Genomic DNA, 22,407 nt, shown 5'->3' with positions numbered 1-22,407 from the left:
CTGCACCCAGGATCCGGAGGACTCCGCATGTTCCTCAAGCTTGTCCATCGGGCTCGCTTATCAGCCTTCTGTGTCAGTGGGCGCGCCTATCGTGTCGGACCATGGCTGAGATTCCCGCACCATTGCAGGCCCTCCTGGCGGATCCGAGCGGCGCTTCCCTGGGCTTGCGGCTGCCGCCCGGGGAGGTCGTCGCCACCGACTCGGGCGAACCCGTGATGTGGCTCAGCGACGAGCCCGCGGATGCCGACCTGCTCGACCACCTGTGGTCCGCCGCGCACCTAAACGGCCTGGTGCCGTTCGTCTACGACGGCAGCGTCATCCGCCTCGACCCCTCGACACCGCCGGATCCGGCGCTCACCGCCGAGACGGTGCTGGCGGGATGGTCGAACCGGTATCGCGTCTTCGAGCCCGACCACAACCCGGCGCTCAGCGAGACCAGCCAGGCCGAGATCAGCTCCGTCCTGAACTTCCCGGGCAGCCGCGTCGCGGAACAGGACCGGGACCGCCTCGCCGCGAAAGTCGCGCACCTCATCCAGCAGGACTCCCCCTTCGCCGCCCTGGCCCCCGGAGCCCGGGGCTCCGACGTCCTCAGCACCCTGGGCTGGACCGGGCCGATCAACTACAACGACCCGATCCAGTCCTACTCGGTGGTCATGAGAGCCTGGGAGGACGAATTCGACGCCCGCGTGGTGATGCTCATGGGCGACAGCCTCGGTTGCTGCGTCGGCCGCCCGCCGACCACCTTCGACCGGGCCCTGACCCTGGCCCACCAGCAGCTGGCGTTCTGCCCCGACCTGGCCGGCGAGTTCGGCTCGGTCAACAACCACGCCGCATCGCTGATCAACCGCACGATGTGGCATTTCTGGTGGGACTGAGAGCGGCCGCCTACCCTCGCCCCTCCCCCCGGTACAGCTCGATCTCCCCGTCCAGCTCCACCGCGAGCACCGTCACCTGCGGATCCGCGACGCTCGGCGCGTCGATCGCCAGCACGCCCGGCACCGGGTCGAAGCCGCCGAAGCGGCGATGCGTCAGCTCCTCGCCGCTGCCCAGGGCGGTGATGCGCCTGACCTTGCTGGCGAGGCCCGTGATCGTCACGCTGTCACGCGGCGGGTCGTAGCAGAACACGTACAGCGTCCGCCGGTCGGTCGACAGCGTCGTCGGCGCGTAGACGTGGCCGGCAGGGATCCCGCGAATGGTGCCGAAAACCGCCGGCTCGTTGCGGCCGATCCACGCGCCGAGGGCCCGGAGCCGGGATTCCTGCTCGGGAACGATCGTGCCGTCCTCGCGCGGGCCGACGTCGAGCAGGAGGTTGCCGCCGCCGCTGATGGTCTCGACGAAGGTGCGGATCAGGATGCTGAGCGGCTTGTGGTCGTGGTCGCGGGCCTGGTAGCCCCACGAGTCGTTGATCGTGTAGCACAGCTCCCACGGGCCGTCCGGCGGCGTGATCGGCGCGCCCTGCTCCGGCGTGGCGTAGTCACCGTGGCCCAGCAGGCGGGAGTTGACCACCAGGTCGGACTTCATCGCCATGAGCCGGTCGCGCAGCTCCGCCATGCGCCAGAGTTCCTCGGGCCGTTCCCAGTCGCCGTCGAACCAGAGCAGGTCCGGGGCGTAGGACTCGACCAGCTCGGTCAGCTGGCCCCGGTGGAAGGTCAGGAACCGCTCCCACGCCTCCGGATCCTCGACGACCGGTCCGGCGTGGAACTGCTCGCTGGTGTGGAACGGGTAGTCCGGGTGCGACCAGTCCAGGTGGGAGAAGTACAGGCCGACCTTGAGATCGTGCGCGCGCAGCGCGTCCGCGTACGGCCCCACCAGGTCGCGCGCGGCCGGAGATCGCTTCACGACGCTCAAGTCGCTGTGCGCCGTGTCCCACAACGCGACGCCGTCATGGTGCTTGGCGGTCAGCACCGCGTAGCGGGCCCCGGCCGCCTTGAACAGCCGAGCCCAGGCGTCCGGGTCGTACGCGCTCGCGGTGAAGCCGTCGAGCTGCTTCATGTAGTTCTCGTACGTGATCTCCCCGTTGTAGAACGACCACGATTCGGGAATGCCCCGCACGGCGTAGACGCCCCAGTGGAGGAAGATGCCGAGCTTGGCGTCGGTGAACCAGGATTGCATGGTCATGGTTCACCACGCTAGATCCGATCATGCCGCCTGTTGATGGGTCTGGATCACCGAGACTGGTAATTTCTCACCATGACGCCGGAACCGGAGATGCAGATCGGCACCGCGCCGGTGATCGCCAACGCCGGAGTCGGGGTGCACGGCATCAACACCGCCCGCGACGTCTTCCTGCTCCCGGATCTGTGGCAGCTGCACCTGTACGGCTACCACGCCGCCTTCGCCGCCGACGGCGTCCGGTACGACCTGCGGCCCGGAGTGGTCAGCCTGGTCCCGCCGGGGACGACCGTCGAGTTCCGGTACCGCGGCCGGTCGGAGCACTTGTACGTGCACTTCGCCATGGCCGGCCGCCGGGATCCGTTCGTCGGCGACGCCGGGGCCGCGCTGCCGGTGCTCCGGGAGCTGCTGCTCGACGCGGTGGCCGCGTTCCCGACGGCGCCGGAGCGGTCCGCGGCCTCGGTCTGGGCGGCGCTGTGGCAGGTGTCGGACCTCGTCGACGCCATCGACGTGCCGCGCAATCCGGTCGTGGCGGCCGTCGTGCGCCGGATCGAGGAGCGGCTGGCCGAGCCGCTGGCCGTCGCGGAGCTGGCGCGGGTCGCGGGCGTGTCGCACAACCACCTGACCCGGCTGTTCCACGAGCACGTCGGCGACACGGTCGTGGGCTACATCGCGGGCCGACGGATGGCGCGCGCCCTGCATCTGTTGCAGGCCTCGACGTTGTCGGTGACCGCGATCGCCGCGGCCGTGGGGATCCCGGACCTGCAAGCGTTCAACAAGGCCTGCCACAAGGCGTTCGGCGCCTCGCCGCGCACGTTGCGGGCCCGCTGAGCCTCGGGCCCGGTCCTGCTTGCTCGGCCCTGCCTGCTCGGTCCCACCTGCTCGGCCTACCAACCAGCGTTCGCGTAGTCCTTGAGGAAGCACCCGTAGAGGTCCTCCCCCTGCTCCCCGCGCACAATCGGGTCGTACACCCGCGCCGCGCCGTCCACCAGGTCCAGCGGCGCGTGAAAGCCCTCGTCGGCCAGCCGGACCCGGTCCGGATGCGGCCGCTCGTCGGTGATCCAGCCGGTGTCGACACTGTTCATGAGGATGCCGTCGGTCTCGAACATCTCCTTCGCGGCGGTGCGCGTCAGCATGTTCAGCGCGGCCTTGGCCATGTTCGTGTGCGGATGCCCGGGCCCCTTGTAGCCGCGGCTGAAAACGCCTTCCATCGCCGAGACGTTGACGATGTGCTTGCGCGGCGCCGGGGAGGCCTTCATCGCCGCTCGCAGCCGGCTGATGAGGACGAACGGCGCCGTGGAGTTGCACAGCTGCACTTCGAGCAGCTCGATCGGGTCGACGTCCTCGACGGTCTGCACCCAGGAGTTGGAGTCGGCCAGGTCCGGGACCAGCCCGCCGGCGTCGATGGCGGTGCCGGCCGCGATCCGGTCCGGCGCCGCCGAGCCGGCGGTCAGCGCCAGGGACACCAGCTCGGAGGGGGTGGCGGCGGCGGTCGCCGGGGCGCCGCCGGAGCGCGCCCCGAGCCGGACCAGGTCGTCCGCGATCGCCTCGGGCGAGCGGGACTGGCCCGGCAGCGCGACCAGTCCGGAGCCGGTGAAGCGCCCGAAGGAGACCAGTTCCGGCAGCGGTCCGGCCGGGAGCGGCTCGGCCTCGGCGCGGATCAGCGGCTCGTAGGCGCCGGGCGAGCGCCGCACGGTCTGCGCGGCGTTGTTGACGACGACGTCCAGCGGCCCCTCGGCGGCGACCGCGTCGGCCAGCGCCACGACCTGGGCCAGGTCGCGCAGGTCGATGCCGACGATCTTGAGCCGGTGCAGCCAGTCGGCGCTGTCGGGCATCGCGGCGAAGCGGCGGGCGGCGTCGCGGGGGAAACGGGTGGTGATGGTGAGGTGCGCACCGTCGCGCAGCAGCCGCAGCGCGATGTACATGCCGATCTTGGCGCGGCCGCCGGTGAGCAGCGCGCGCTTGCCGGTCAGGTCGGTGCGGGCGTCGCGGCGGCGCCAGTTCTCGGCGGCGCAGTCGGGGCACAGCTGGTGGTAGAAGGCGTGCACCTCGCGGTAGCGGACCTTGCAGACGTAGCAGCCGCGCTCGCGCAGCAGGACGCCGGCCACGATGTTGCCGGAGTCGGACGTCGTCGAGCTCAGCGGCAGGCCCTGGGTCTCGTCGTCGAGCCGGTTGGGGGCGCCGGTCGCGGTGGCGGCGATGACGGCGCGGTCGGCGGCCTGCACCCGGGCCTGGCGTTCGGCGCGGCGCCGGACCTTGACGTTCTTGTAGACGCCGGCGGTGGCGCGGCGGACGGCGATGGCGTCCGGATGCTCGGTCGGGAGCTCCTGGACCTCGGCGAGGATGTCGAGCAGGAGGGCCAGGCGCTCGGGGGGCAGGCCGGGTCCGTGGGATTCGGGTTCGGGCCCGGGCGCGCCGTCCGGCGCGGACTCGGGTGCGAGATGGGGGTCGGTCGCCTGCTCGATCACCCGCCCAATCTACCCGGCGCGCAAGGGTGCCCGGCCCCCTGCCCGATCAGCCCGCGGCCTGCTTGACCAGCGCGGCGATCTGCTTCTCGACGGCGGCGGTCATCTTCGTCACAGCGAACGACGTCGGCCAGAACGCGCCGTCGTCCAGAGCGGCGTTGTCCTGGAAGCCGAGCGTGGAGTAGCGGGCCTTGAACTTGCCGGACTGCTGGAAGAAGCACAGCACCTTGCCGTCCTTGGCGTAGGCGGGCATCCCGTAGTAGAGCCGGGGCGTCAGGCCGGGGGCGTTCTTGCGGACGATCGCGTGCACCTTCTCGGCCACCTTGCGGTCGTCCTCGTCGAACTCGGCGATCTTCGCCAGCACCTCGGCCTCGGCCTCCTCCGGGGTCTGCTTGCCGCGGTTCCGGGCCTCCTTGGAGCGTTCCTTCATCGCGGCGCGTTCTTCGGCGCTGAAGGTCTCGGTCTTGGCCGTCTTCGCGGTCTTGGCCGGCTTCGCGGCCGCCGCGGTCTTCTTGGCCTGCGTCTTCGTCTCAGTCTTCGCCATGACCTCATCGTAGGAAGGCTCCGGCGATACGGCTTCTTGAAAACGAACGAGCACCCGGGTCGGGTGACCCGGGTGCTCGTTCCGATCCGCTGTTTGCCGCTGGTCGTGCTTTCTGCTCGTGCTACCTGTTCGTACTGCCTTCTCGTACTGCTTTCCGGTGCTACTTGATGGTGTAGCTGTACGGGAGGCCGGTCAGCTCGTCGGCGGTCCCGTAGATCGGGTTGTAGGTGTCGACGTAGACCACGCCGCTCACCTTGTCCCCGCTGTGCCCCGCCGGCGTGAACGTGACGGTCAGGGTGCCGGTCTGGCCGGGCTGGATCGTCACGGCGGTCAGCACCGGGGCCGACGGGTCGATGCCCGACAGCCACAGGTCGCCGGTGGAGGCGACGGCGGTGCGGTCGAAGGCCTGGGCGGTGATGCTCATGGCCTCGGTCGCGCTGCCGCTGACCGACGCGTTGGTCGGGCCGATCGGGGTCGGGTCCTGGGCCCACATGCCGGGGGTGATCTGCTGCGCGTCGACGGTGACCGAGGCGGTCAGGCCGTGCGAGACGCCGTAGATCTCCGGGGTGCCGGAGGGGCTCAGCGCCGAGAAGTCCGCCGGGATGGTGGAGGACTGGGTCGAGCGGAGCTCCGTGGTGTGCGTCGGGATCTGGAACGACGGCTGCGGACCGGTGGTCTCGAACGGCAGGCTCACCGTCGCGCCCAGCGGCTGCGCCGCCGGCAGGTCGTAGTCCGCGCTGGAGGCCAGGCGCGGGTCGGCGAACAGGGTCAGCGGGGCCGAGCCGGTGTTCTTCACCGTCACGGTCGCGGTCACCGGCGTGCCGGCGGCCACCTTGCCCTTGGGCAGGCCCGAGGCCTTGGCGTCGACCTTGTTGTAGCTCAGCTTGCCGGTGAACTTGTCGGCCAGGTCGCCCTGGAGCAGGGTGGGCGCCATGTCGTCCAGCACCAGCAGCCAGCGGCCGGCCTGCGGCGCGTCGACGTACCCGGTCGCCGAGGGCGTCAGACCCAGGTTGCCCTGGTCGTCGGCCGAGACGTTGGTGGCCAGCGAGATCACCTGGTGCTCCGGGGACTCCAGGAACGCCGAGACCTCGTGGGTGCCGGTGAACGTGAGGTCCATGGACAGGTTCTTCTTGCCCTTGGGAACGTCGAAGTAGTACGCCTGGGTCTGCGACGGGGTGTTCGCGCGGCCGTTGCCGCCGGTCAGCGTCCCGGTGAAGGAGCCGCCGTCACTGTTGCTGGAGATCAGCGTCCGCTTGGTCACCGGAACCGTGGTGGCCTGGTGCCAGGCGGTGTCGAACTCCAGCGCCGCGGAGACGTCGCCGGGGTTGGCGGCCAGCGTCTGCTTCACGGTGAACTTCTGCGACTGCCCCGGCTTCAGGGTCGCCGACGCCGGGCTCACCGAGCCGACGTCCTTGTACTTGGTGGCCAGGAAGTCGTAGGTGACGTCGCCCTTGAAGCCGGTCGCGTTGGCGTTGGCGTAGAAGTACGCCGTCCAGGTGCCGGCCGCCGGGTGCGCGTTGTCGACGCGGGCGTAGTTGGTCAGGCCCTGCGGGCTGTTCCAGTTCTCATACTCGCCGTGCGGGCCGATCAGCACCAGGCGCAGCAGCGTACTGGTGCCGCCGCAGGCGCAGGTCGCCGAGCCGGTCAGGTGGTCGGCGCCGGCCGGGACGGTGAACGTGGTGCTGAACCAGTGCCGCTTCAGGCCGGGGGTGCCGAGGGTGTAGCCCTCGTAGAACCACGGCGAGTTCGGGTCGGTGAAGTCGACGGCCTTGGTGCCGTGGACGTCGCCGACGGTGGTCTCCAGCTGCCGCACGTGCGCCGACACGGTCTGGGTGTTCGGACCGGTGTTGGTCAGCGTGACGGTGTCGGACTGGGTCGAGCCGCCCTTGCCGGACAGCGCGATCTGCGTGTCGCCGGAGGCGGTGCTGGCCAGCAGGCCGTCACCCTGGCCCGCCGGGGAGCCGTTGGCGTCCTTGACGGACATCGCCATCCGCACCGCGCGGTAGGTGTCCATCTCGCCGGCGCCCTGCTCGTCGGCCGGCAGGCCGAGGTCGCGCGCGGAGGAGGTGAGGATCTGCTTCACCAGCGCCGGGGTGGGCCGCACCCCGTTGTGGGTGTTCTTGTAGGCCTCGATCACGAGCGCGGCGCCGCCGGCCACCAGGGGCGCGGACATGCTGGTGCCGCCGAAGTCCTCGATCGAGGTCGGGTTGTTGTTGTAGTCGGTGCAGGCGCTGAACCGGGCCAGCGGGCTGCACACCGCCCAGCCGCCCTGGCCGGGCGCGACCAGGTCCGGGACCCGGCCCAGGACGTTGGTGCCGCCGGAGGACAGCGTGGCGTTGTTGTCCGAGGCCCAGCCGCTGGTGGCGAAGTTCCGGGCGCCGCCGGAGCCGTTCTGCGCCTGGTCGCGGAAGGCGGTGCTGCCCGCGACCGCGATCACGGCCGGGTTCACCGAGGGCTGGCCCTGGGTGCCGGTGACGCCGGCGTCGCCGGTGGAGGCGACGACCGTGACGCCGGCCGCGACCGCCGCGGCGTCGGCCAGGCTGGAGACGTCCAGGCCCTCGGTCGGCTGCGCGTTGCTGCCCAGCGACTCGTTGATGACGTCGACGTTGGCCACGTTCACCGCGTAGTCGATGGCCTGCACGACGGTGGAGTCGAAGACCAGGTCGGCGGCGCCGAACACGTTCAGGCCGACGAGCGAGGCCCCGGGGGCCACGCCGCGGATCTTGATGGTGCAGCCGGCCGGCAGTGCGTGGTGCGGCATCACGAACGAGGACAGGTCGTAGGTCTGGCGGCCCTGCGCGGCGATCGAGCTGGCGTCGCCGAAGGCCTCGCCGCCGCTCTCGTCCCCGTTCGGGTCGGTGCCGGAGAAGTCCTGGTAGTCGGTGAACACCGGCGTGCCGTCGGCCCGGATGAAGTCCGGGTTGTTGACGTCCAGGCCGTCGGCGATCCACGCCACCTTGACGCCCTTGCCGTCGACCAGGTTCTGCGCCTGCGGCCGGCTCGGGTCGGTGAACGCGGTGTTCGTGGTCTGGAGCGCCTCCGGCTCCAGCAGCGGCTTACTGGGATCGGCCGGGCAGGTGCCGGGCAGCACCTTGTCCGCGGGGGTCTGCCCGTCGGCGCCGGTCGAGGCGTCGGCGGCGTCCTTGATGGCGGCCTTCTGCGCGGCGGTGAGCTGGGGCACGACGTGCTGCTGGTCGCTGACGACCGCCGCCACGCTCGGGTCCAGCCGCAGGTGGTCGGCCTCGGCATCGGTCATCTTGGCCGAGAAGCCGTTGATCACCGAGTACTTCTTGATGTCCTGGGCACCGGTGGCCTGCGCGTTGTTCACCAGCGGCGCCTGGTCCTGGTCGGCGGACGCCTTGCGCTGGGCCTTGGCGGTCTTGGCGCTGAGCTCCGGATGCTGGTTCTTCAGCAGGACGATCACCGGGTGCTTGGCGCCGGTCGACAGCGCCGCCAGCTGCTGGGCCGCGGACGGCCGCGCCGGCACGGAGCCGGCCTGGGCCATGGCGGAGGTGCCGGCCCCCAGTCCCAGCGCCGTGACCGCCACCACCGCTATACGGTGTCTGCGGGCAAAATGCATTGTGTGCCTTTCTCCCCGGCGCGCGGCCACGCCGCCGCGCGCCCCCTTGGTCGTGCCAGGTGGTGCCTGTGCGGGATCGAGCGGACGAGCAGATTTCGCCAATGGCAAAGCATTCGCGGCATGTGAGAACCGATGCTCGTCACGTTGAGGTGTGTCAGGAACCTCAGAAAGACGTAGACGCTCTACGTTGGGCCAGCCCTGGACGTGCGCTCACCTTGTGCTAAGGGAGCGGAGGAGCGTCTACGCGGTAAGGGGTGAGCAAGGGTGGGGAGGGTAAAAATACCCACAGGGCAAGGATAAGAAATCCTTGCCCTGTGGAGGTTCTGCGTTTATGCGCAATAGCTGGTTCTAGAAGAATCCGTCGTCTCCGCCATCGCCGAAGTCCCCGAAATCGCCGCCACCGAAGTCGTCGAAGCGCTGGTCCTCATTAGCGCGTTCCTCGTAGCCGCGCTCGAAGGCACGCTCCTCATCGCGGGAGTCATCATCGTCGTCGAGCATCTCGCCGATCAGCATGCCGCCGACGAGCCCAGCGGCACCGGCACCGATCAGCGCACCGGTGCCGTGGCCCTGGCGGGGCGGCTGCTGGGGGTAGCCGGGCTGCGGATAGCCCGGCTGGGGGTAGCCGGTCTGGGGGTAACCCTGCTGGGGATAACCCTGCTGCTGCGGGGGCTGGTAGAACGGCGGCTGGGTCGTCTGGACGCGCTGAGCACAGAACTGGCAGACCTCGATCGGCCGGGGCACGCCCCACTGCGGCTGCCAGGTGACGCTGACGATCGCTTGGCCGTGGGCCGGGTCGAAGAAGCAGATCACGGGGGTTCCTCACCTTGACGAGAGTTCCGCGTGATTAACGGGTCGGGGGTGGGGGTGGTTCCATGCTCTGTGCGCTGGGGCTGCTGGGGTCAGCGTTGCGGTCGCGACTGTCGCTGCCGTCGCGACCACCCCAGCCGTCGTGCTGTCTCAGGCCGTGCAGCGGGTCCCGTCCGCCGGAAGCGTCCCGGAGATCAGGTAGGCCTCCATCGCCGACTGCGCACAAGCATTGCCGCTGCCGAACGCCGCATGGCCGGTGCCGACGCGCGTCAGCAGCCGAGCGTTGGCGAAGCCCTTCGCCAGGTTCACGGCGTTCTGGTAAGGGGTGGCCGGGTCGCCGGTGGTGCCCACGACCAGGATCGGGTCCGAGCCCTCGGCCTTGATCTGGTGCGGCTTCTCCGGCGTCTGGTACGGCCAGTCGCCGCACATCGGCTCGGCGAGGTCGTCCTTGCTGAGGTCGGAGTTCAGAATCGGGGCGCCGGCCTTGAGCTCGTCGTAGGCCTTCTGCACCGCCTCGGCGCTCGGGGCGGGAGTGGAGAAGTCGGCGCAGCGCACCGCGATCAGGCCGTCCTGCTCGGTGCTGTAGTGGCCGTTGTCGTCCCGGCCGTTGTACTGGTCGGCGCCGGCCAACAGCACCGAGCCGTCGCCCTTCTTCATGGCCCGGGTCAGCCCCTCGCGCAGGTACTGCCACCAGCTGGAGCCGACGTCGCCGTACAGGCCGATGATGACGCCGGTCCAGCCCAGGCTCTGGTCCAGCTTGCGGCCGCTGCCAGTGGGCAGCGGGTGGTCGCGCAGGCCGTCGACGAAGGTGCCGAGCTGCTGCGCCGCGGCCTTCCCGTCGCCGGTCAGCGGGCACTCCGAGGCGTGGTTGGTGACGCAGTCGGAAGCGAACTTCTCCAGCGACTGCTCGAAGCCGACCATCTGCTGCACGTTCGACTCAAGCTGGTCGGCGTTCGGGTCCACGGCGCCGTCCAACACCAGGTGACCGACCTTGTCGGGGAACTGCTCGGCGTAGACGGAGCCGATGTAGGTGCCGTAGGAGATGCCGAGGTAGTTGAGCTTCTTGTCACCCAGGACCTGGCGCATGACGTCCATGTCCTTGGCGACGTTATTGGAGCCGACGAACGGCAACAGGTCGCCGGAGTTCTTCTCGCACGCTGCGGCCAGGTCCTTGCTGTCCTGCTCGGCCTTGGCCTTCCGCGCCGCCGGGTCCTTGGGCGAGTCCTCCTCGTAGAGGGCGTCCTGCGTCTTGTCGTCCAGGCAGCGGATGGGCTCGCTGCGCCCCAGACCCCGCGGATCGAAGCCGATGATGTCGAAGTTCGCGTGCAACGCCCCGTCGAACTGCTGCTTGGCCTCCTCCACGAAGTCGACCCCGGAGGCACCCGGCCCACCGGGGTTGGTCAGCAACGAGCCGACCTTCTTCGAGGGATCCGCGGCGGCCCACTTCACCATCGCGACCTTGACGTACTTGCCACCGGGCTTTGTGTAGTCCAGGGGAACGTCGACCGTGCCGCACTGGAAGGCACTGAGGTCCATCTTGGGATCGTCCGCGGGGGCGGTGGTGCAGGTACCCCAGCTGATCTGCTGGCCGTAGAAGGCGTCGACAGAGGTGTACTTGCCGGTCGGAAGCGCGGACGCAGACGGAGATGAAGACGACGACCCGGTGGACTTGTCCGGCGAACCACCGCTGCTACCACCGGTGTTCTTCGCCCCGACAACGCCACTCGACGAGCAGCCCGCGACCAGCCCTGCGCAGAGCAACACCGCGACCACGGATATGGAGGTGTTACGGCGCGCCCCGTGTGTCTTCATGCCGTCATGTGTATCACCCCTTACGGAACCTAGAATCACGATGTGGATGCCTTTCTCGAACTCTTAGGAATACACGGACGCGGAACACTGGCCACGCTGAAGCGAGACGGCCGCCCGCAGCTGTCGATCGTGGCGTACGCCTACGACCAGTCCGAACGGGTGATCCGTATCTCCATCACCGAGGACCGCGCCAAGACGCGAAACCTCCGCAGAGACCCGCGCGCGACGTTCATGGTGACGCCGGAGACGTACCGCTATGGCGTTTTCGACGGGGACGCGGAGCTGACACCGGTAGCAGCCGCCCCGGACGACGCGGTGGTCGACGAACTGGTGGAGGTATACCGGGCGGTCGCCGGCGAACACCCGGATTGGGACGAGTTCCGCGCGGCGATGGTCGCCGACCGGCGGCTGGTGCTGCGGATTCGGGTGACGCATGCGTATGGGATCGGGGTGGGGTAGGGCGGGGCGGGGCAGCGCTGGCTGCGATGGTTGAGTTGGGGTGGGTGGGCCTTGGGGGGAGATGGAGATGGACGTCGGTCACGAGGATGAAGCGGCTGCTGCGGACCACAACGGGGCTCGGGCTTCTGCCCCCGATGCGCCTCCCCCACCTCCCTTCACATCTCCCCCGTCTCCCCCAGCCACCCCAACTCCCCCAACTCCCGAGCCGGTGACTGCTGACCCACCCCCGCTGGCCGGCCGCACGCTGATGACCCAGTCCTGGCTCGACGCCACGTTCCTCCACTGGGCCGTCGACCCGGCGGCAGTCGCGCCACTGCTGCCGTCCGGGGTCGTGCCTGATGTGTTCGACGGCGTCACCTACGTCGGCCTGATCGCCTTCCGCATGCATCGGATCGGCTGGTGGTCCCTGCCCGGCCTGCCGTACCTGGGGACCTTCCCCGAGACGAACGTGCGCCTCTACTCAGTCGACGCGGCCGGCCGCCGTGGCGTGGTCTTCCGCTCACTAGAGGCGTCACGGCTCCTCCCCGTAGCCACCGCGCGCCTGTTCTTCCGCCTGCCCTACCGCTGGGCCCAAATGTCGGTCGACCGCTCCGGCGACGTCTACCGCTACACCTCCCGACGCCGCGAACCAGGCTCCGGCTCACCACCGCCCCGCAGCCACCTCGCCATACGCGTAACCACCCCCCTCGAAACCCCCAGCCCGCTCGACCACTTCCTCACCGCGCGCTGGCGCCTCCACTTCTCACTCCTCGGCCGAACCGTCCACATGCCGAACGCCCACCCCCACTGGCCCCTCTACCAGGCCGACCTCCTGTCCTGCGACGAAACCCTGGTCGCCGCCGCCGGCCTCCCAGGCATCACCGCCCGCCCCCCGGACAGCGTCCTGTTCTCCCCCGGCGTCCCCGTCCACTTCGCCCGCCCCGCTACCGCCTGATCACATACCGCACAAACACCAGATCCCCAATAGCCCGCGTCTCGACCAACTCCATCCGCCGCCCCGCACTCTGCGGAAACACCCCACCCCGCACAAACCGCGGCGCCAAATCATCCCCCACGAAAAACGGCGCAATAGCCAAATGGATCTCATCCACAAGATCCTCCACCAAAAACCGCGTATGCAAAGACCCACCCCCCTCCACCATCAACCGCCCAACCCCCCGCCGCCACAAATCCCCAAGAATCACAGCAAAATCCACCACCTCCCCCACCCCCACCACCTCAGTCCGCACAGCCCCCCGCAACCGCTCCCCCAACCCAGCCACCACACCATCAGCGCAATACACCAACTTGTCGCCCCCAGTAGTAAAAAACCGCGCCCCAGCATCCAAAACCCCACCCCCAGTCACCGTAACCTTGACCGGAAACTCCCCCACCCCCCTCCCCACCCGCTCCCCCCGCCGCCCCACATCATTAACCAACAACCGCGGATCATCCCGCCGAATAGTCTCCGCCCCCACCATGATCGCGTCCGAAGCCGCCCGCAACGCATCAACTCGGTCAAAGTCCTCGGCATTGGAGAGAATGAGGCGCTCGGAGGTGCTGTCGTCGAGATGCCCGTCGAGGGACATGGCGGCGCTGAGGATGACGTAGGGGCGGTTGGGGTGAGTGGGGTGGCTGGGATTGGGATCGGTGGATCTGGGGCTGGGGCTTGCCTGGACGGAGCGGCGCCCGGGGCCCGTTAGGCCGGTGGAGTGAGCCAAACGGCTGTCACCGGCAGTTGGACCATCGCCGTGAGGCGCACCATCAGCAGCTGTAGCTTCCAGACCATCGGCACGGCTCTCGCCAGCACCATGAGACGCATCGCTGGCATAGGCCGGCTCGGCACGCGCGGCATTTGGCACGTCATCGCTACCAACAGCAACGATCTTGGCAGCGGCCACACCTTCGACCTCCGCCGCTACTACTAGCCCGGCTGCATCGCCGATCACGGCACTACGAGTGGCGGCTGGATAAGCTCCGGCCGCAGCAGTGACAGCGGCGGCGGCGACAGGCCCAGCAGCAGCGGCGACGTGGCCAGCGGCAGCGCGGCTGGTGGCAAGAATGTCGGCAACCTGGCGAGCGGCACCAGCGGAGTCAGCTGTAGCAGCGTGGCCAGCGGCAGCGCGGCTGGCGGCAGCGCGGCTGGCGGCGGGAACGCTGGGAACCTGGCGAGCGGCAGCGGTGCAGTCAGCGGCGGCGGCGGCGGGAGCGGCGGCGGCGGCGGGAGCGGTAGCAGCGGCGTGGCCGGCGACAGCGTGGTTGAGGGCGACGGTGTCAGCAACCTGGCCAGCGACACGAGCGTCGCCAGGCCCGTCGGAGCGAGCGGCTGGAGCGTCGTCAGCGCCAGAGGGATGAGTGGCAGCGGCATGGCTAGCAGCGGCAGCGTGGGCGGCAGTGACTTCGCGGGCTGCAGCGCCGGCATCGGCGTGGCTGGCGGCAGGAGCAGCGGCGTCAGCGGCAGCGGCACGGCTGGCGGCGGCAGCGTGGCCAGCTGTAGCGGCGCGGGTATCAGCGTCGGTAGCGGCGTGGGCTACGGCAGCGGCAGTGGCGCGGGCAGCGGCTGCGGAGTGGGCTGCGGCGAGCGATTCATCGGCGTGGGCTCGGTTGCTGGGGTGGAGCGGGGTGGGTGGCTCGGAGCGCATGTCGCCATGGTTGCAGGGTGGGGGGTGTGGAGCGTGGTGGGTGGGCGTTGGGGCGGTCCTCTTGTTTCCCCCGCCCCCTCCCCAATCCCCTCTGTTTGTTGTTCGCGCCCTCTCCCCGATCCCCTTCTCAGCGGCGGCTGAGGCGTTCCAAGCGCGGCAGTAGGCGCAGGCGGCGTTGGCGGATCTCCTCGGCGTGGTGGGCGATCCAGAAGCAGACTGCTGCCATGGGGAGTTCGGCGAGCAGGGCGAAGAGGAGTGCTTCGAGGAGCCCGGTGGCGTCGGCGGATGTGGTGGTGTCGAACCAGGCGTCGACGAGGAGGAGGGTGCCGGCGGCGGTGGCGGGGAGTTCGACGCGGTCGGTGCGGGTGGGGGCGCCGGCGGCGATCCAGCCCACGTGGAGGAGGGTGAAGGCCAACAGTAGGTCGAAGCCTACCCAGGCGAGGCGGTAGTGCCCTGATTGGGAGGTCAGGGGCAGGGTGAGGGCCAGGTACGCGGTCCACGGGACGACTGCCACGCCGCCGCAGACGAAGACGAAGCCCACCCAGGCGGCCACGGCCGGCATCGCTGCTTCGCGCTCAGCTTCGGTCAGGGTCGTGGCCGAGTCGGTGTTCGGGTCGGTGTTCGGGTCGGTGTTCGGGTCGGTGTTCGGGTCGGTGTCAGTAGCCGAGTCGGTGTTCGAGTTGGTGCCAGTTGTCGAGTCGGTGTCCGCGTCGGCGTCCGAGTCAGTGCTAGTAGCCGAGTAGGGGCTCGGGTCGATGGTCGAGTTGGAGTTCGAGTCGGAGTTTGAGTGAGGGGTGAAGGCCTCGCTGGTGGGGTCGGTGCTGGTGGGATCAGCGTGGGTCAAGGCTGCGCTGGTCGAGGCTGCGGTCGCGTCAGGATGCGAGGCTAAACCGGAGCCCGAGGAGGAGGCGAAACTCGCGTCGAAGCGCGAGGGGGAGGCAAAGCTCGCCCCGGAGGGCGCGAAGGAGGCAGAGCTCGCGTCGGAGCGCGAGGAGGAGGCAGAGCTCGCGTCGGAGGGCGCGGAGGAGGCGAAGCTCGCGTCGGAGCGCGAAGAGAAGGCAGAGCTCGCGTCGGAGGGCGAGGCGGAGCTCGCGTCGACGATCGATGTGCCGGTCGAACCGGTACTCGAACCGGTAGTCGAACCGGTGGTCAAGCTGGCGGTCGAGCCGGTGACCGGAGTCGGGCTCGGTGTCGTGCTCGGAGTGGGGCGCGAGGTCGCGTTCGGGTCGGTGGTCGGGGTCGGGCCTACCGCTGGGGCCGACTCCGGGGCATCGGACTCGAGGTGTCGTCTCTCGTGCTCTCCGTGGTTCTCATCCATCCCCCACATCCCCCGATAGCGGGTTTTATCCACTGGAATCAGTGTGGCGCTGTCAGGGTGCGTCGTCGATCCGCCAAACGGGTGATCTTAGGAAGGGTTGGTCGCGGGTGGACACTTCGGTGGTGGGGCCGGCGGCGCGGAGGACTGCGTCCAGGACGCGGTCGGGGTCGGCGGCGTAGTGGCCGGAGGCCCAGGCGGCGTTGGCTTCGATGACGGCGGGGGTTGTGGCGCCGGCGGGGGTGGCGATCAGGCCGATGTCGACCACGACGGCGCTGGGGAGGGTGTCGGCGGCGGTGCGGAGGACTTCGGTGGCGAAGCCGAGGATTCGGGATTCGTCGGGGTGGCCGGCGAGGGGTTCGATGTCGAGGTCGCCGTCGAGCGCGTATTGGGCGCCGGTGGTGATTTCGCCGTCGTGGACGTAGAGGCGGAACTCAAGCGTGAAGGTGACCGGGTCGCTGGCGAGGACCGGCGTGTCGGGGTCGACCGCGTCGGGGCCGGGGAGTTGGGTGCCGTCGCGGTAGAGGCGCGCCGGGAAGCTCTTGTCGTTGGGCGGCTTGAGGAAGGCGGGCGTGCGGAGCTGCCAGGCCTCGGACATCGTCGTCATCGTGATGGTGCGGTGGACCGCGTCGTGCGGGAGGCGGGTCAGCCAGTCGTCCGGCGGCTCCAGGAGGCCCACGTGGAGGTCGGTGGCGACGGCGTCGGCGAAGAGGGGGCCGGCGTAGAGGTGGGCCGGTCCGCCGATCGTGAAGCCTTCGGGGACGCGCCAGCCGGTCAGGTGCTCGGTGAGAAGGCCCCGGCGGTAGGCCGCGACGGCCAGCACCTGGCTGGTGTCGTTGGCCCGCGGCGAGAAGACAAGCGTGCGCGGCAGTTCTATCACCATCGAATTCCCCCTTAAGTGTTCGCCGAGAGAGTACGCGATCTTTGTGGCGGAACTCCCGGTTTCTACGCGCCCGTTGACCGGACATGACGGTGAAGCAGCGAGTGAAACGGGCCCTCCGGAGCCGCAAAGCCCGCAAGATCCTCAAGGAACCAGGCGGCCCGGACTTCTGGAGCGGCCCGGATGGCGGCGTGCGCGAACCCCGCAGGCCCAAGGGATCGCCTCCGCAGGACTCGATCCAATTGAAGGAGCCCCTGTAGAACAGACGCATGCGCCTACCCGGACTGAGCGACAGCGAGAAGCGGGTCCGGAATGACTTCCTGAACGGCGCACGCACGACTTTCACAGCCCGTGATCCGGCCCTCGACGATATCGCGCACGGCGCGTCCTGGGGCCCGGACCGGACGATACGCGCCGACTTCCTCAAGAAGCTGATAGAGGAGGTCGGCGAACGCCGCGCGCCGCTGCGCGTGGTGGGCGCACGCATCGTCGGCCCCGTGGAACTCGAATACCTCGAACTGGGCTATTCGCTGAGCTTCTCCAGCTGCTACTTCGACGAAGAGATCGACCTCCACGACACCCGTCTACGCCGCCTGAACCTCCGCGGCACCCGCCTCGCCGGCCTCATGGGCGCCCAAATGCACGTCGACGGCTCAGTAGTCCTGCACGAGTCCCGCATCGACGGCCGTCTCCGCCTCGACAGCGCGGTGATTGGCGGCGGTCTTCTGGTCACCGACGCGATGGTGTGCAACCCGGGCGGCATGGCGTTGCGCGTCGACCGTGCCCGCATCACTGGCGATCTGTCCCTATGGGGCACGACGATCGAGGGTTCAACGCTCCTGCGCGACACCCGAACCGATGGCGTCCTGAGTCTGGAGAGCGCCCGGCTAATCTCAACAGGCGAATTCGCCATGGATGCCGCTCGGGTGCAGGTCGGCAGCGACCTCGTTGGCGATGGCCTCTACGCAGAGGGCCAAATTCGCTTTTCAGGGGCCCAGATCGCCGGCTTGTTCCGCTTGGCCGACGCCAAGCTCAACAACCCCGGCGACATAGCGCTTGAGGCCTACCAGATCAGGGTCGGCGCCGACCTTCAGCTGTATCGCGGCTTCGAGGCCACCGGCCAGGTCCGCATCCCCGGCGCCCATGTCGCCGGTCACGTCCGGTTCGATGAAGCGGTGCTCCGCGGGAACGGCGAGGACGCCCTCGACGCCCGCTACGTCGAGGTGGGCGGCGCGATCCGTTGTCGCAAAATGCACTCCACCGGCGCCCTACGCTTCGCCAGTGCGCGGGTTGGGAGTGATCTGGACTTCAGCGAGGCGCTGCTGACCACAGGCACTAGAGGCGCGGACCGCAACATCCTCTTCCTCGGCCACCTCCGTTCCGCCGAGCTCACTCTCCGCTTCGCCGCGCCGCCGGAAGGCGGCATCCACCTCGCCAACGCCCAAGTCGGCGTGCTCAACGACGACCCCGCGACCTGGCCACCGAGACTCGCCCACGACGGCTTCGCCTACGAGCGCATCGCTGAACCCGGCAGCCTCACCGGACGCATCGAATGGCTCAAGCGCGAGATCGGTGGCTATCGGCCTGGACCCTACGAGCAACTCGCCTCCGTCTACCGACGGCAGGGCCTGGAGGGCGAGGCCCGGCGCGTACTGCTCGCTAAGCAACGTGCGCGTCGCAAAACTCTGTCTCTCGCGGCGCGCCCTTGGGGCTTCGTCCAGGACGCCGCGGTCGGCTACGGCTATCGCCCGGAACGTGCCCTCGGTTGGCTGGTAGCGCTGCTGATCACCGGCACCATCGTGTTCGGTCTGCATCATCCGATCCCGTCCGGCCCGGACAAGGCAGCACCTTTCAATCCCCTGATCTACTCCCTGGACCTTCTGTTGCCGGTCATCAACTTCGGGCAGGGCCGCGCTTACGTTGCCACCGGCGGCTATCAATGGGTCGCGTATCTGCTCACCGCTGCCGGCTGGATTCTCGCGACGACGATCGCCGCTGGCGTCGCGCGAGCCGTCAACCGGGCCTGAATCCGCCCAACCCTTGACTAGGTGGGCCAGAGCGGGGCGAAGTCCGTGCGAGTTCGCCGGAAAACGCAAGCCCTCAACAGTACGCAACGTCAGCGAAACCTCTGGTTCAGAACCCTGATGCGCTGGCATGGTGGACCCCATGCATTCACAGCCGATGCCGATGTCGCCTCGCCCCGTCGGCTCCGGAACCGTCAGCATAATCAGCGGCGGTACGGTGCGGACGCAGAGCGGATCAGACGGGGCCGCCAGTCCAGAAGGACCCACGGTTCCGGAGGTACTGGCCGCGCATCTGGGTCCGGACGCCGGCCTGGTGCCGGTGATCAGCACGGCCTGGCCGCCGTACGAGCACGTCAACGTACAGGGCGCGGTCGACCGCTGGCTGGCGCTGAACGGCGCGCCGTACGAGTTGCTCGGCCTGACGGGCTTCCGGCACCGCATGTTCGGCCTGTCCGATCTCTTCCAGGCCGACACCAGCATGCACATGGGGATCGGCGGCGTGCCGATGACCGATCAGCCGTGTGGTCCGGGTGAGCAGACGCGCTCTTGTGTGCAGTGCGGGCTGTATCTCATCGAGGGGATGGGGGCGCCGGACGACGGCGACCAGTCCGATGAGCCCAAGCCGCCGATGGCCCTGCTTCTGCGCGGCCTGGAGCACCGCGGCCCGCAGAACGACGTGAGCCTGGAGATCGCCTGCGCCGACCGGGCCGTGGCGCGCAAGGCGGTGGCCGAGATCCGGCGCCTGGCAGTGGAGCTGAGCGTCTATCGCGGGCACGTCCTTGAGTTCGGCAACGACATGTTCGGCCACCACCAGACGCTGCTGAGCTTCCGCGAGCGGCCGACCATGCAGCGCGAGGAGCTGATCCTGCCGCCGGGGATGCTGGAGGGCATCGAGGGGCAGATCCTCGGCGTCAACCGGCACCGGGCCACGCTGCTGGCGCACGGCCAGCACCTCAAGCGGGGCGTGCTGCTGTTCGGTCCGCCCGGTACTGGCAAGACGCACACTGTCAGGTATCTGATGAGTCGACTGCCGGAGACCACGGTGGTCGTGCTCACCGGCAACGCGCTGGGCTTCATCAAGCAGGCGTGCGAGATCGCGCGGGCGCTGGAGCCGGCGTTGGTGGTGGTCGAGGACGTGGACCTGATCGCGCAGGACCGGGCGATGGGGCCGCACTCGAACCCACTGCTGTTCCAGATGCTCAACGAGATGGACGGTCTGGACGGCGACGCCGATGTGACGTTCGTGCTCACCACCAACCGGGTGGACGTGTTGGAGCCGGCGCTGGCGATGCGGCCGGGGCGCGTGGATCACGCGGTCGAGGTGCCGTTGCCGGATGCTGACGGTCGGCGTCGGCTGCTGGAGCTTTACAGCGGCCGGTTGGAGCTGGATCTGAGCGATGCCCAGGGGCTTATTGAGCGGATGGACGGGGTCACGGCTTCGTTCGTCAAGGAACTGATTCGGCGAGCGGCGCTGATCGCGGCGGAGGAACGGGACGGGACGGATCCGGGCGCGAGCCAGGGGGACGGTGGGTCTGGCTTCGGGTCCGGGTCCGGGTCCAGCAGCACGCAGCTGCGAGTGAGCACCGCTCACCTGGACGAGGCGCTCGAGATCCTGGCCGGTGCGCGACACCAGCTCACGCGGCGGCTGCTCGGGGCACCGGATCAGCTTCAGGCCTGATTCAGGCCTGAAGCAGACCTGATTCAGACCGGATTCGGCCCTGAAGCGCCGACTGGAAGCGCCGCTCAGTAGCTGCGTTGTGCTGTGCGGCGCGGTTCAGGGCACCCACCAGAAGGCGCCGATGACCGGGCTCAGTTCGGCCTGGGCCGACAGGGTTGCCGACCCTGTCACCGACAGCCCGATGTCGGCCCAGCCCACGATCACCTGTCGACCCCGGCCCCGACCACCAGGGCCGGGTCGCCCCCAGTGATGATCCGACTACCACATGCACCCATATCGGACCGTTCGAACAACACAGCGCCCCCACCCCGCTAACCGAGTGGCAAAGCACCCCCCGGGATCCGCTATTGTTGGTGCGTCGCCACGGAGCCGATCTCGATCGGAACCGTGAACGGCACGATTGGCGGGTTGCCCGAGCGGCCAATGGGAGCGGACTGTAAATCCGTCGCGAAAGCTACGAAGGTTCGAATCCTTCACCCGCCACAAGGCTGGTAACAGCCATGAACACGCAGGTAGGGCCCGGTTTCGGGGGTGATCTCCGGAGCCGGGCCCTACTGGCTATTCCTCACTGTTCCCAGTGTCATACGGGTACCTACGCTCCCGGCGCGCTCCCGCTATCCGGGCTCGTCCGACTCCCCCGGCTCCGCCTCTCCCTCCGCGTCTGTCGGCTCCACCGGCTCCGGATCGACCATGCGTTCGAGGGCGTCCTGGATTCTCTGGTTGGCGACGTGAGCTTGACCATCGATGCACTTGGCGTAGACCCTCAGGAGGACGTTGACGCTGTGGCCAGCGCGCTCAGCCACTTCGGGAGCACCGACGCCCGCGTTCAGCCATAGCGACACGCCGCCATGGCGCAGGTCGTAGGGGCGCTCCGCGAGTGGCGTCGCGGCGACCGCCTCGCTCAGCGCTACGGCCCTCGCCTCGCTCCAGACATGCCCGTAGAGGGATTCGCTAAGTGGGCCACCGCGGACGCTCCGGAAAACCCGACCGTCTTTGCTCCGCTCGAAGGTGTCCAGGTGCCAACGGAGCAGCGCGACCAGCTCGGGCGGGATGGGGACAGTACGGACTTCCTTCTCTGAGCGGTGCTTGAGGCTCCGGTCGTCATGCGTATTGCCACTGTCTGTCCAAGCGCTACCAGCCCGGGGCGAGGACCCCGTCAGCTCCAGGTATCCCCAGCCGCGCTTTGGCAAGTGGCAGTTCTCCGGGCGGAGCCGGACCGCTTCGGCCGGCCGAAGCGCGGCGAAATAGAGGCAGCCGAAGAATGCCACCAGGGCGGGCCGCGACTTCTTGACCTCGGCGAGAATTCTCCGTACCTGCGAGGGGCTGGCGACGACGCGCCGATCCACCGCTTCCTGGTATGTCGGCCTGGCCCGCTTCACCTTGTCGACGGGGTTCGCATCCAGTAGTTCCAGCTCGACCGCGTATTCCAGAGCGTTGTAGAGAATCGCTCGCTTGCGGCTGAAGGTACTAGTTGCGGCCTTCTTTCCCTCCATTGTGAGAGCGACTGCGTCAAGGGCTTGGCGGATGACGGCTGGCTTAGCGACGTCGGCGAGGCTGACAGAGGCGTCCTCGATCCAATCAATCGCATGCGCGATTTCCGGAGTCGGCTCCTGGGCCCGTTTCGGCGGGTTGAAGGCCCAACCGTAAAGTGCATCGCGCAACGTCTGGGGCTCTGGCGCGTCCGACTGATCCTCGTGGATGAGGGCGGCCGTGACTACGGCAAGCGCTTCAGCGATGCCCGAACGAGAATTTGCCGCCGCGTGCGGCCACTTCATGTCGCAGTACTTCAACGCATGTCTGTACCAGGTCGGCGCTTCCGGCGTCGGTTCCGGGGGCCCAGGCGCCTCGCGTTCCCAGGACAGTGGGAGCCCGTCCGTGAGGCTGAACGGTTCTCCGCGGTTCGTGGCAACCATCAGTTTTGATCGAAATCCGTCCGCCAGCGGGACGGTCGAAAACGTCCGACGGAAGGGTGGCAGGACTCCACCGACAACCCACCGTACGGTCGGTTTGCGGCCCTTGCGTTTCATGATTTCCCAGATCCGGACGTCGTAACTCTCGTCGTTCATTCGTTCCTCTCGTACGACGGATCCGGCCCAGCTAAAGCGCTGGG

The 22,407-nt window shown here is 68.9% G+C and carries 18 protein-coding genes and 1 tRNA gene; 8 read left to right on the top strand and 11 right to left on the bottom strand.

Translation table 11 applies throughout. The features are described from left to right. Window positions 1–101: 101 nt before the first annotated feature. The gene (locus ABD481_RS19810; RefSeq protein ID WP_344667184.1) at window positions 102–875 is read left to right on the top strand and encodes a DUF4253 domain-containing protein; all 774 of its coding nucleotides are present in this window, start codon (window positions 102–104) and stop codon (window positions 873–875) included. Between the two features lie 10 nt (window positions 876–885). Here ABD481_RS19810 and ABD481_RS19805 read toward each other — a convergent pair whose 3' ends face one another. Next, the gene (locus ABD481_RS19805) at window positions 886–2,118 is read right to left on the bottom strand and encodes an alpha-L-fucosidase (protein ID WP_344667183.1); all 1,233 of its coding nucleotides are present in this window, start codon (window positions 2,116–2,118) and stop codon (window positions 886–888) included. A gap of 72 nt (window positions 2,119–2,190) precedes the next feature. Between ABD481_RS19805 and ABD481_RS19800 the strand changes: the two genes are divergently transcribed. Next, window positions 2,191–2,943 (top strand): helix-turn-helix domain-containing protein, encoded by a 753-nt coding sequence (locus tag ABD481_RS19800; RefSeq protein WP_344667182.1) that lies wholly within the window; start codon window positions 2,191–2,193, stop codon window positions 2,941–2,943. A gap of 56 nt (window positions 2,944–2,999) precedes the next feature. On the opposite strand, the gene ABD481_RS19795 is transcribed toward ABD481_RS19800, so the two are convergent. The 5 genes from ABD481_RS19795 to ABD481_RS19775 all read right to left on the bottom strand — a co-directional run bounded on the left by ABD481_RS19795 (window position 3,000) and on the right by ABD481_RS19775 (window position 11,320). Further along, entirely contained in the window at window positions 3,000–4,580 is a 1,581-nt protein-coding gene (locus tag ABD481_RS19795; protein WP_425559228.1) for an SDR family NAD(P)-dependent oxidoreductase, read from the bottom strand. A gap of 46 nt (window positions 4,581–4,626) precedes the next feature. After that, entirely contained in the window at window positions 4,627–5,121 is a 495-nt protein-coding gene (locus ABD481_RS19790) for an iron chaperone (protein WP_425559226.1), read from the bottom strand. Window positions 5,122–5,281: 160 nt separating this feature from the next. Next, on the bottom strand, window positions 5,282–8,671 hold the full coding sequence (locus ABD481_RS19785) for a S8 family serine peptidase (protein ID WP_344667181.1): 3,390 nt from the start codon (window positions 8,669–8,671) through the stop codon (window positions 5,282–5,284). Window positions 8,672–9,049: 378 nt separating this feature from the next. Then, the gene (locus ABD481_RS19780; protein ID WP_344667180.1) at window positions 9,050–9,511 is read right to left on the bottom strand and encodes a hypothetical protein; all 462 of its coding nucleotides are present in this window, start codon (window positions 9,509–9,511) and stop codon (window positions 9,050–9,052) included. Between the two features lie 147 nt (window positions 9,512–9,658). Next, on the bottom strand, window positions 9,659–11,320 hold the full coding sequence (locus ABD481_RS19775) for an alpha/beta hydrolase (protein WP_344667179.1): 1,662 nt from the start codon (window positions 11,318–11,320) through the stop codon (window positions 9,659–9,661). Between the two features lie 42 nt (window positions 11,321–11,362). Between ABD481_RS19775 and ABD481_RS19770 the strand changes: the two genes are divergently transcribed. Together ABD481_RS19770 and ABD481_RS19765 are read left to right on the top strand one after the other, a co-directional pair. Next, window positions 11,363–11,779, top strand: a complete 417-nt coding sequence (locus ABD481_RS19770) for a PPOX class F420-dependent oxidoreductase (protein WP_344667178.1) — start codon at window positions 11,363–11,365, stop codon at window positions 11,777–11,779. 247 nt (window positions 11,780–12,026) lie between these two features. Beyond that, window positions 12,027–12,713 carry a YqjF family protein gene (locus ABD481_RS19765; protein ID WP_344667235.1) on the top strand — a complete coding sequence of 229 codons (687 nt, stop codon included), beginning with the start codon at window positions 12,027–12,029 and terminating at the stop codon, window positions 12,711–12,713. Here the strand turns inward: ABD481_RS19765 and ABD481_RS19760 are convergent. From ABD481_RS19760 to ABD481_RS19750, 3 genes are all read right to left on the bottom strand, one after another. Further along, window positions 12,703–13,362, bottom strand: coding sequence for a RibD family protein (locus ABD481_RS19760; RefSeq protein ID WP_344667234.1), 660 nt, complete (start codon window positions 13,360–13,362; stop codon window positions 12,703–12,705). The two genes, ABD481_RS19765 and ABD481_RS19760, sit on opposite strands and share 11 nt — an antisense overlap. A 341-nt stretch (window positions 13,363–13,703) precedes the next feature. Further along, complete coding sequence (locus ABD481_RS19755) at window positions 13,704–14,225, bottom strand: hypothetical protein (RefSeq protein ID WP_344667177.1); 522 nt, start codon at window positions 14,223–14,225, stop codon at window positions 13,704–13,706. A gap of 302 nt (window positions 14,226–14,527) precedes the next feature. Next, the gene (locus ABD481_RS19750; RefSeq protein WP_344667176.1) at window positions 14,528–15,244 is read right to left on the bottom strand and encodes a hypothetical protein; all 717 of its coding nucleotides are present in this window, start codon (window positions 15,242–15,244) and stop codon (window positions 14,528–14,530) included. Between ABD481_RS19750 and ABD481_RS19745 the strand changes: the two genes are divergently transcribed. Next, complete coding sequence (locus ABD481_RS19745; protein ID WP_344667175.1) at window positions 15,219–15,737, top strand: hypothetical protein; 519 nt, start codon at window positions 15,219–15,221, stop codon at window positions 15,735–15,737. The two genes, ABD481_RS19750 and ABD481_RS19745, sit on opposite strands and share 26 nt — an antisense overlap. A gap of 33 nt (window positions 15,738–15,770) precedes the next feature. Here ABD481_RS19745 and ABD481_RS19740 read toward each other — a convergent pair whose 3' ends face one another. Continuing rightward, complete coding sequence (locus tag ABD481_RS19740; RefSeq protein ID WP_344667174.1) at window positions 15,771–16,598, bottom strand: ATP-grasp domain-containing protein; 828 nt, start codon at window positions 16,596–16,598, stop codon at window positions 15,771–15,773. Between the two features lie 266 nt (window positions 16,599–16,864). On the opposite strand from ABD481_RS19740, the gene ABD481_RS19735 reads away from it, so the two are divergent. The 3 genes from ABD481_RS19735 to ABD481_RS19725 all read left to right on the top strand — a co-directional run bounded on the left by ABD481_RS19735 (window position 16,865) and on the right by ABD481_RS19725 (window position 20,780). Next, window positions 16,865–18,622, top strand: coding sequence for a hypothetical protein (locus ABD481_RS19735; RefSeq protein WP_344667173.1), 1,758 nt, complete (start codon window positions 16,865–16,867; stop codon window positions 18,620–18,622). Between the two features lie 214 nt (window positions 18,623–18,836). Continuing rightward, window positions 18,837–20,297, top strand: coding sequence for an AAA family ATPase (locus ABD481_RS19730; RefSeq protein WP_344667172.1), 1,461 nt, complete (start codon window positions 18,837–18,839; stop codon window positions 20,295–20,297). A 402-nt stretch (window positions 20,298–20,699) separates the two neighbouring features. Further along, a tRNA-Tyr gene (locus ABD481_RS19725) sits at window positions 20,700–20,780 on the top strand. A gap of 131 nt (window positions 20,781–20,911) precedes the next feature. Here the strand turns inward: ABD481_RS19725 and ABD481_RS19720 are convergent. Continuing rightward, window positions 20,912–22,363 (bottom strand): tyrosine-type recombinase/integrase, encoded by a 1,452-nt coding sequence (locus ABD481_RS19720; RefSeq protein ID WP_344667171.1) that lies wholly within the window; start codon window positions 22,361–22,363, stop codon window positions 20,912–20,914. Window positions 22,364–22,407: the final 44 nt, after the last annotated feature.

The organism is Catenulispora yoronensis (assembly GCF_039531695.1).
GTDB lineage: Bacteria > Actinomycetota > Actinomycetes > Streptomycetales > Catenulisporaceae > Catenulispora > Catenulispora yoronensis.
The sequence above is the reverse complement of the archived record's forward strand: the minus strand, read 5'-3'. Positions and strand labels throughout refer to the sequence as shown.

What these genes read in the sequence shown, in the direction of transcription:
- ABD481_RS19775 (WP_344667179.1), bottom strand. Translation starts at nt 11,320, where the DNA reads ATGAAGACACACGGGGCGCGCCGTAACACCTCCATATCCGTGGTCGCG.
- ABD481_RS19740 (WP_344667174.1), bottom strand. Translation starts at nt 16,598, where the DNA reads ATGGTGATAGAACTGCCGCGCACGCTTGTCTTCTCGCCGCGGGCCAAC.
- ABD481_RS19805 (WP_344667183.1), bottom strand. Translation starts at nt 2,118, where the DNA reads ATGACCATGCAATCCTGGTTCACCGACGCCAAGCTCGGCATCTTCCTC.
- ABD481_RS19735 (WP_344667173.1), top strand. Translation starts at nt 16,865, where the DNA reads ATGCGCCTACCCGGACTGAGCGACAGCGAGAAGCGGGTCCGGAATGAC.
- ABD481_RS19790 (WP_425559226.1), bottom strand. Translation starts at nt 5,121, where the DNA reads ATGGCGAAGACTGAGACGAAGACGCAGGCCAAGAAGACCGCGGCGGCC.
- ABD481_RS19800 (WP_344667182.1), top strand. Translation starts at nt 2,191, where the DNA reads ATGACGCCGGAACCGGAGATGCAGATCGGCACCGCGCCGGTGATCGCC.
- ABD481_RS19720 (WP_344667171.1), bottom strand. Translation starts at nt 22,363, where the DNA reads ATGAACGACGAGAGTTACGACGTCCGGATCTGGGAAATCATGAAACGC.
- ABD481_RS19810 (WP_344667184.1), top strand. Translation starts at nt 102, where the DNA reads ATGGCTGAGATTCCCGCACCATTGCAGGCCCTCCTGGCGGATCCGAGC.
- ABD481_RS19765 (WP_344667235.1), top strand. Translation starts at nt 12,027, where the DNA reads ATGACCCAGTCCTGGCTCGACGCCACGTTCCTCCACTGGGCCGTCGAC.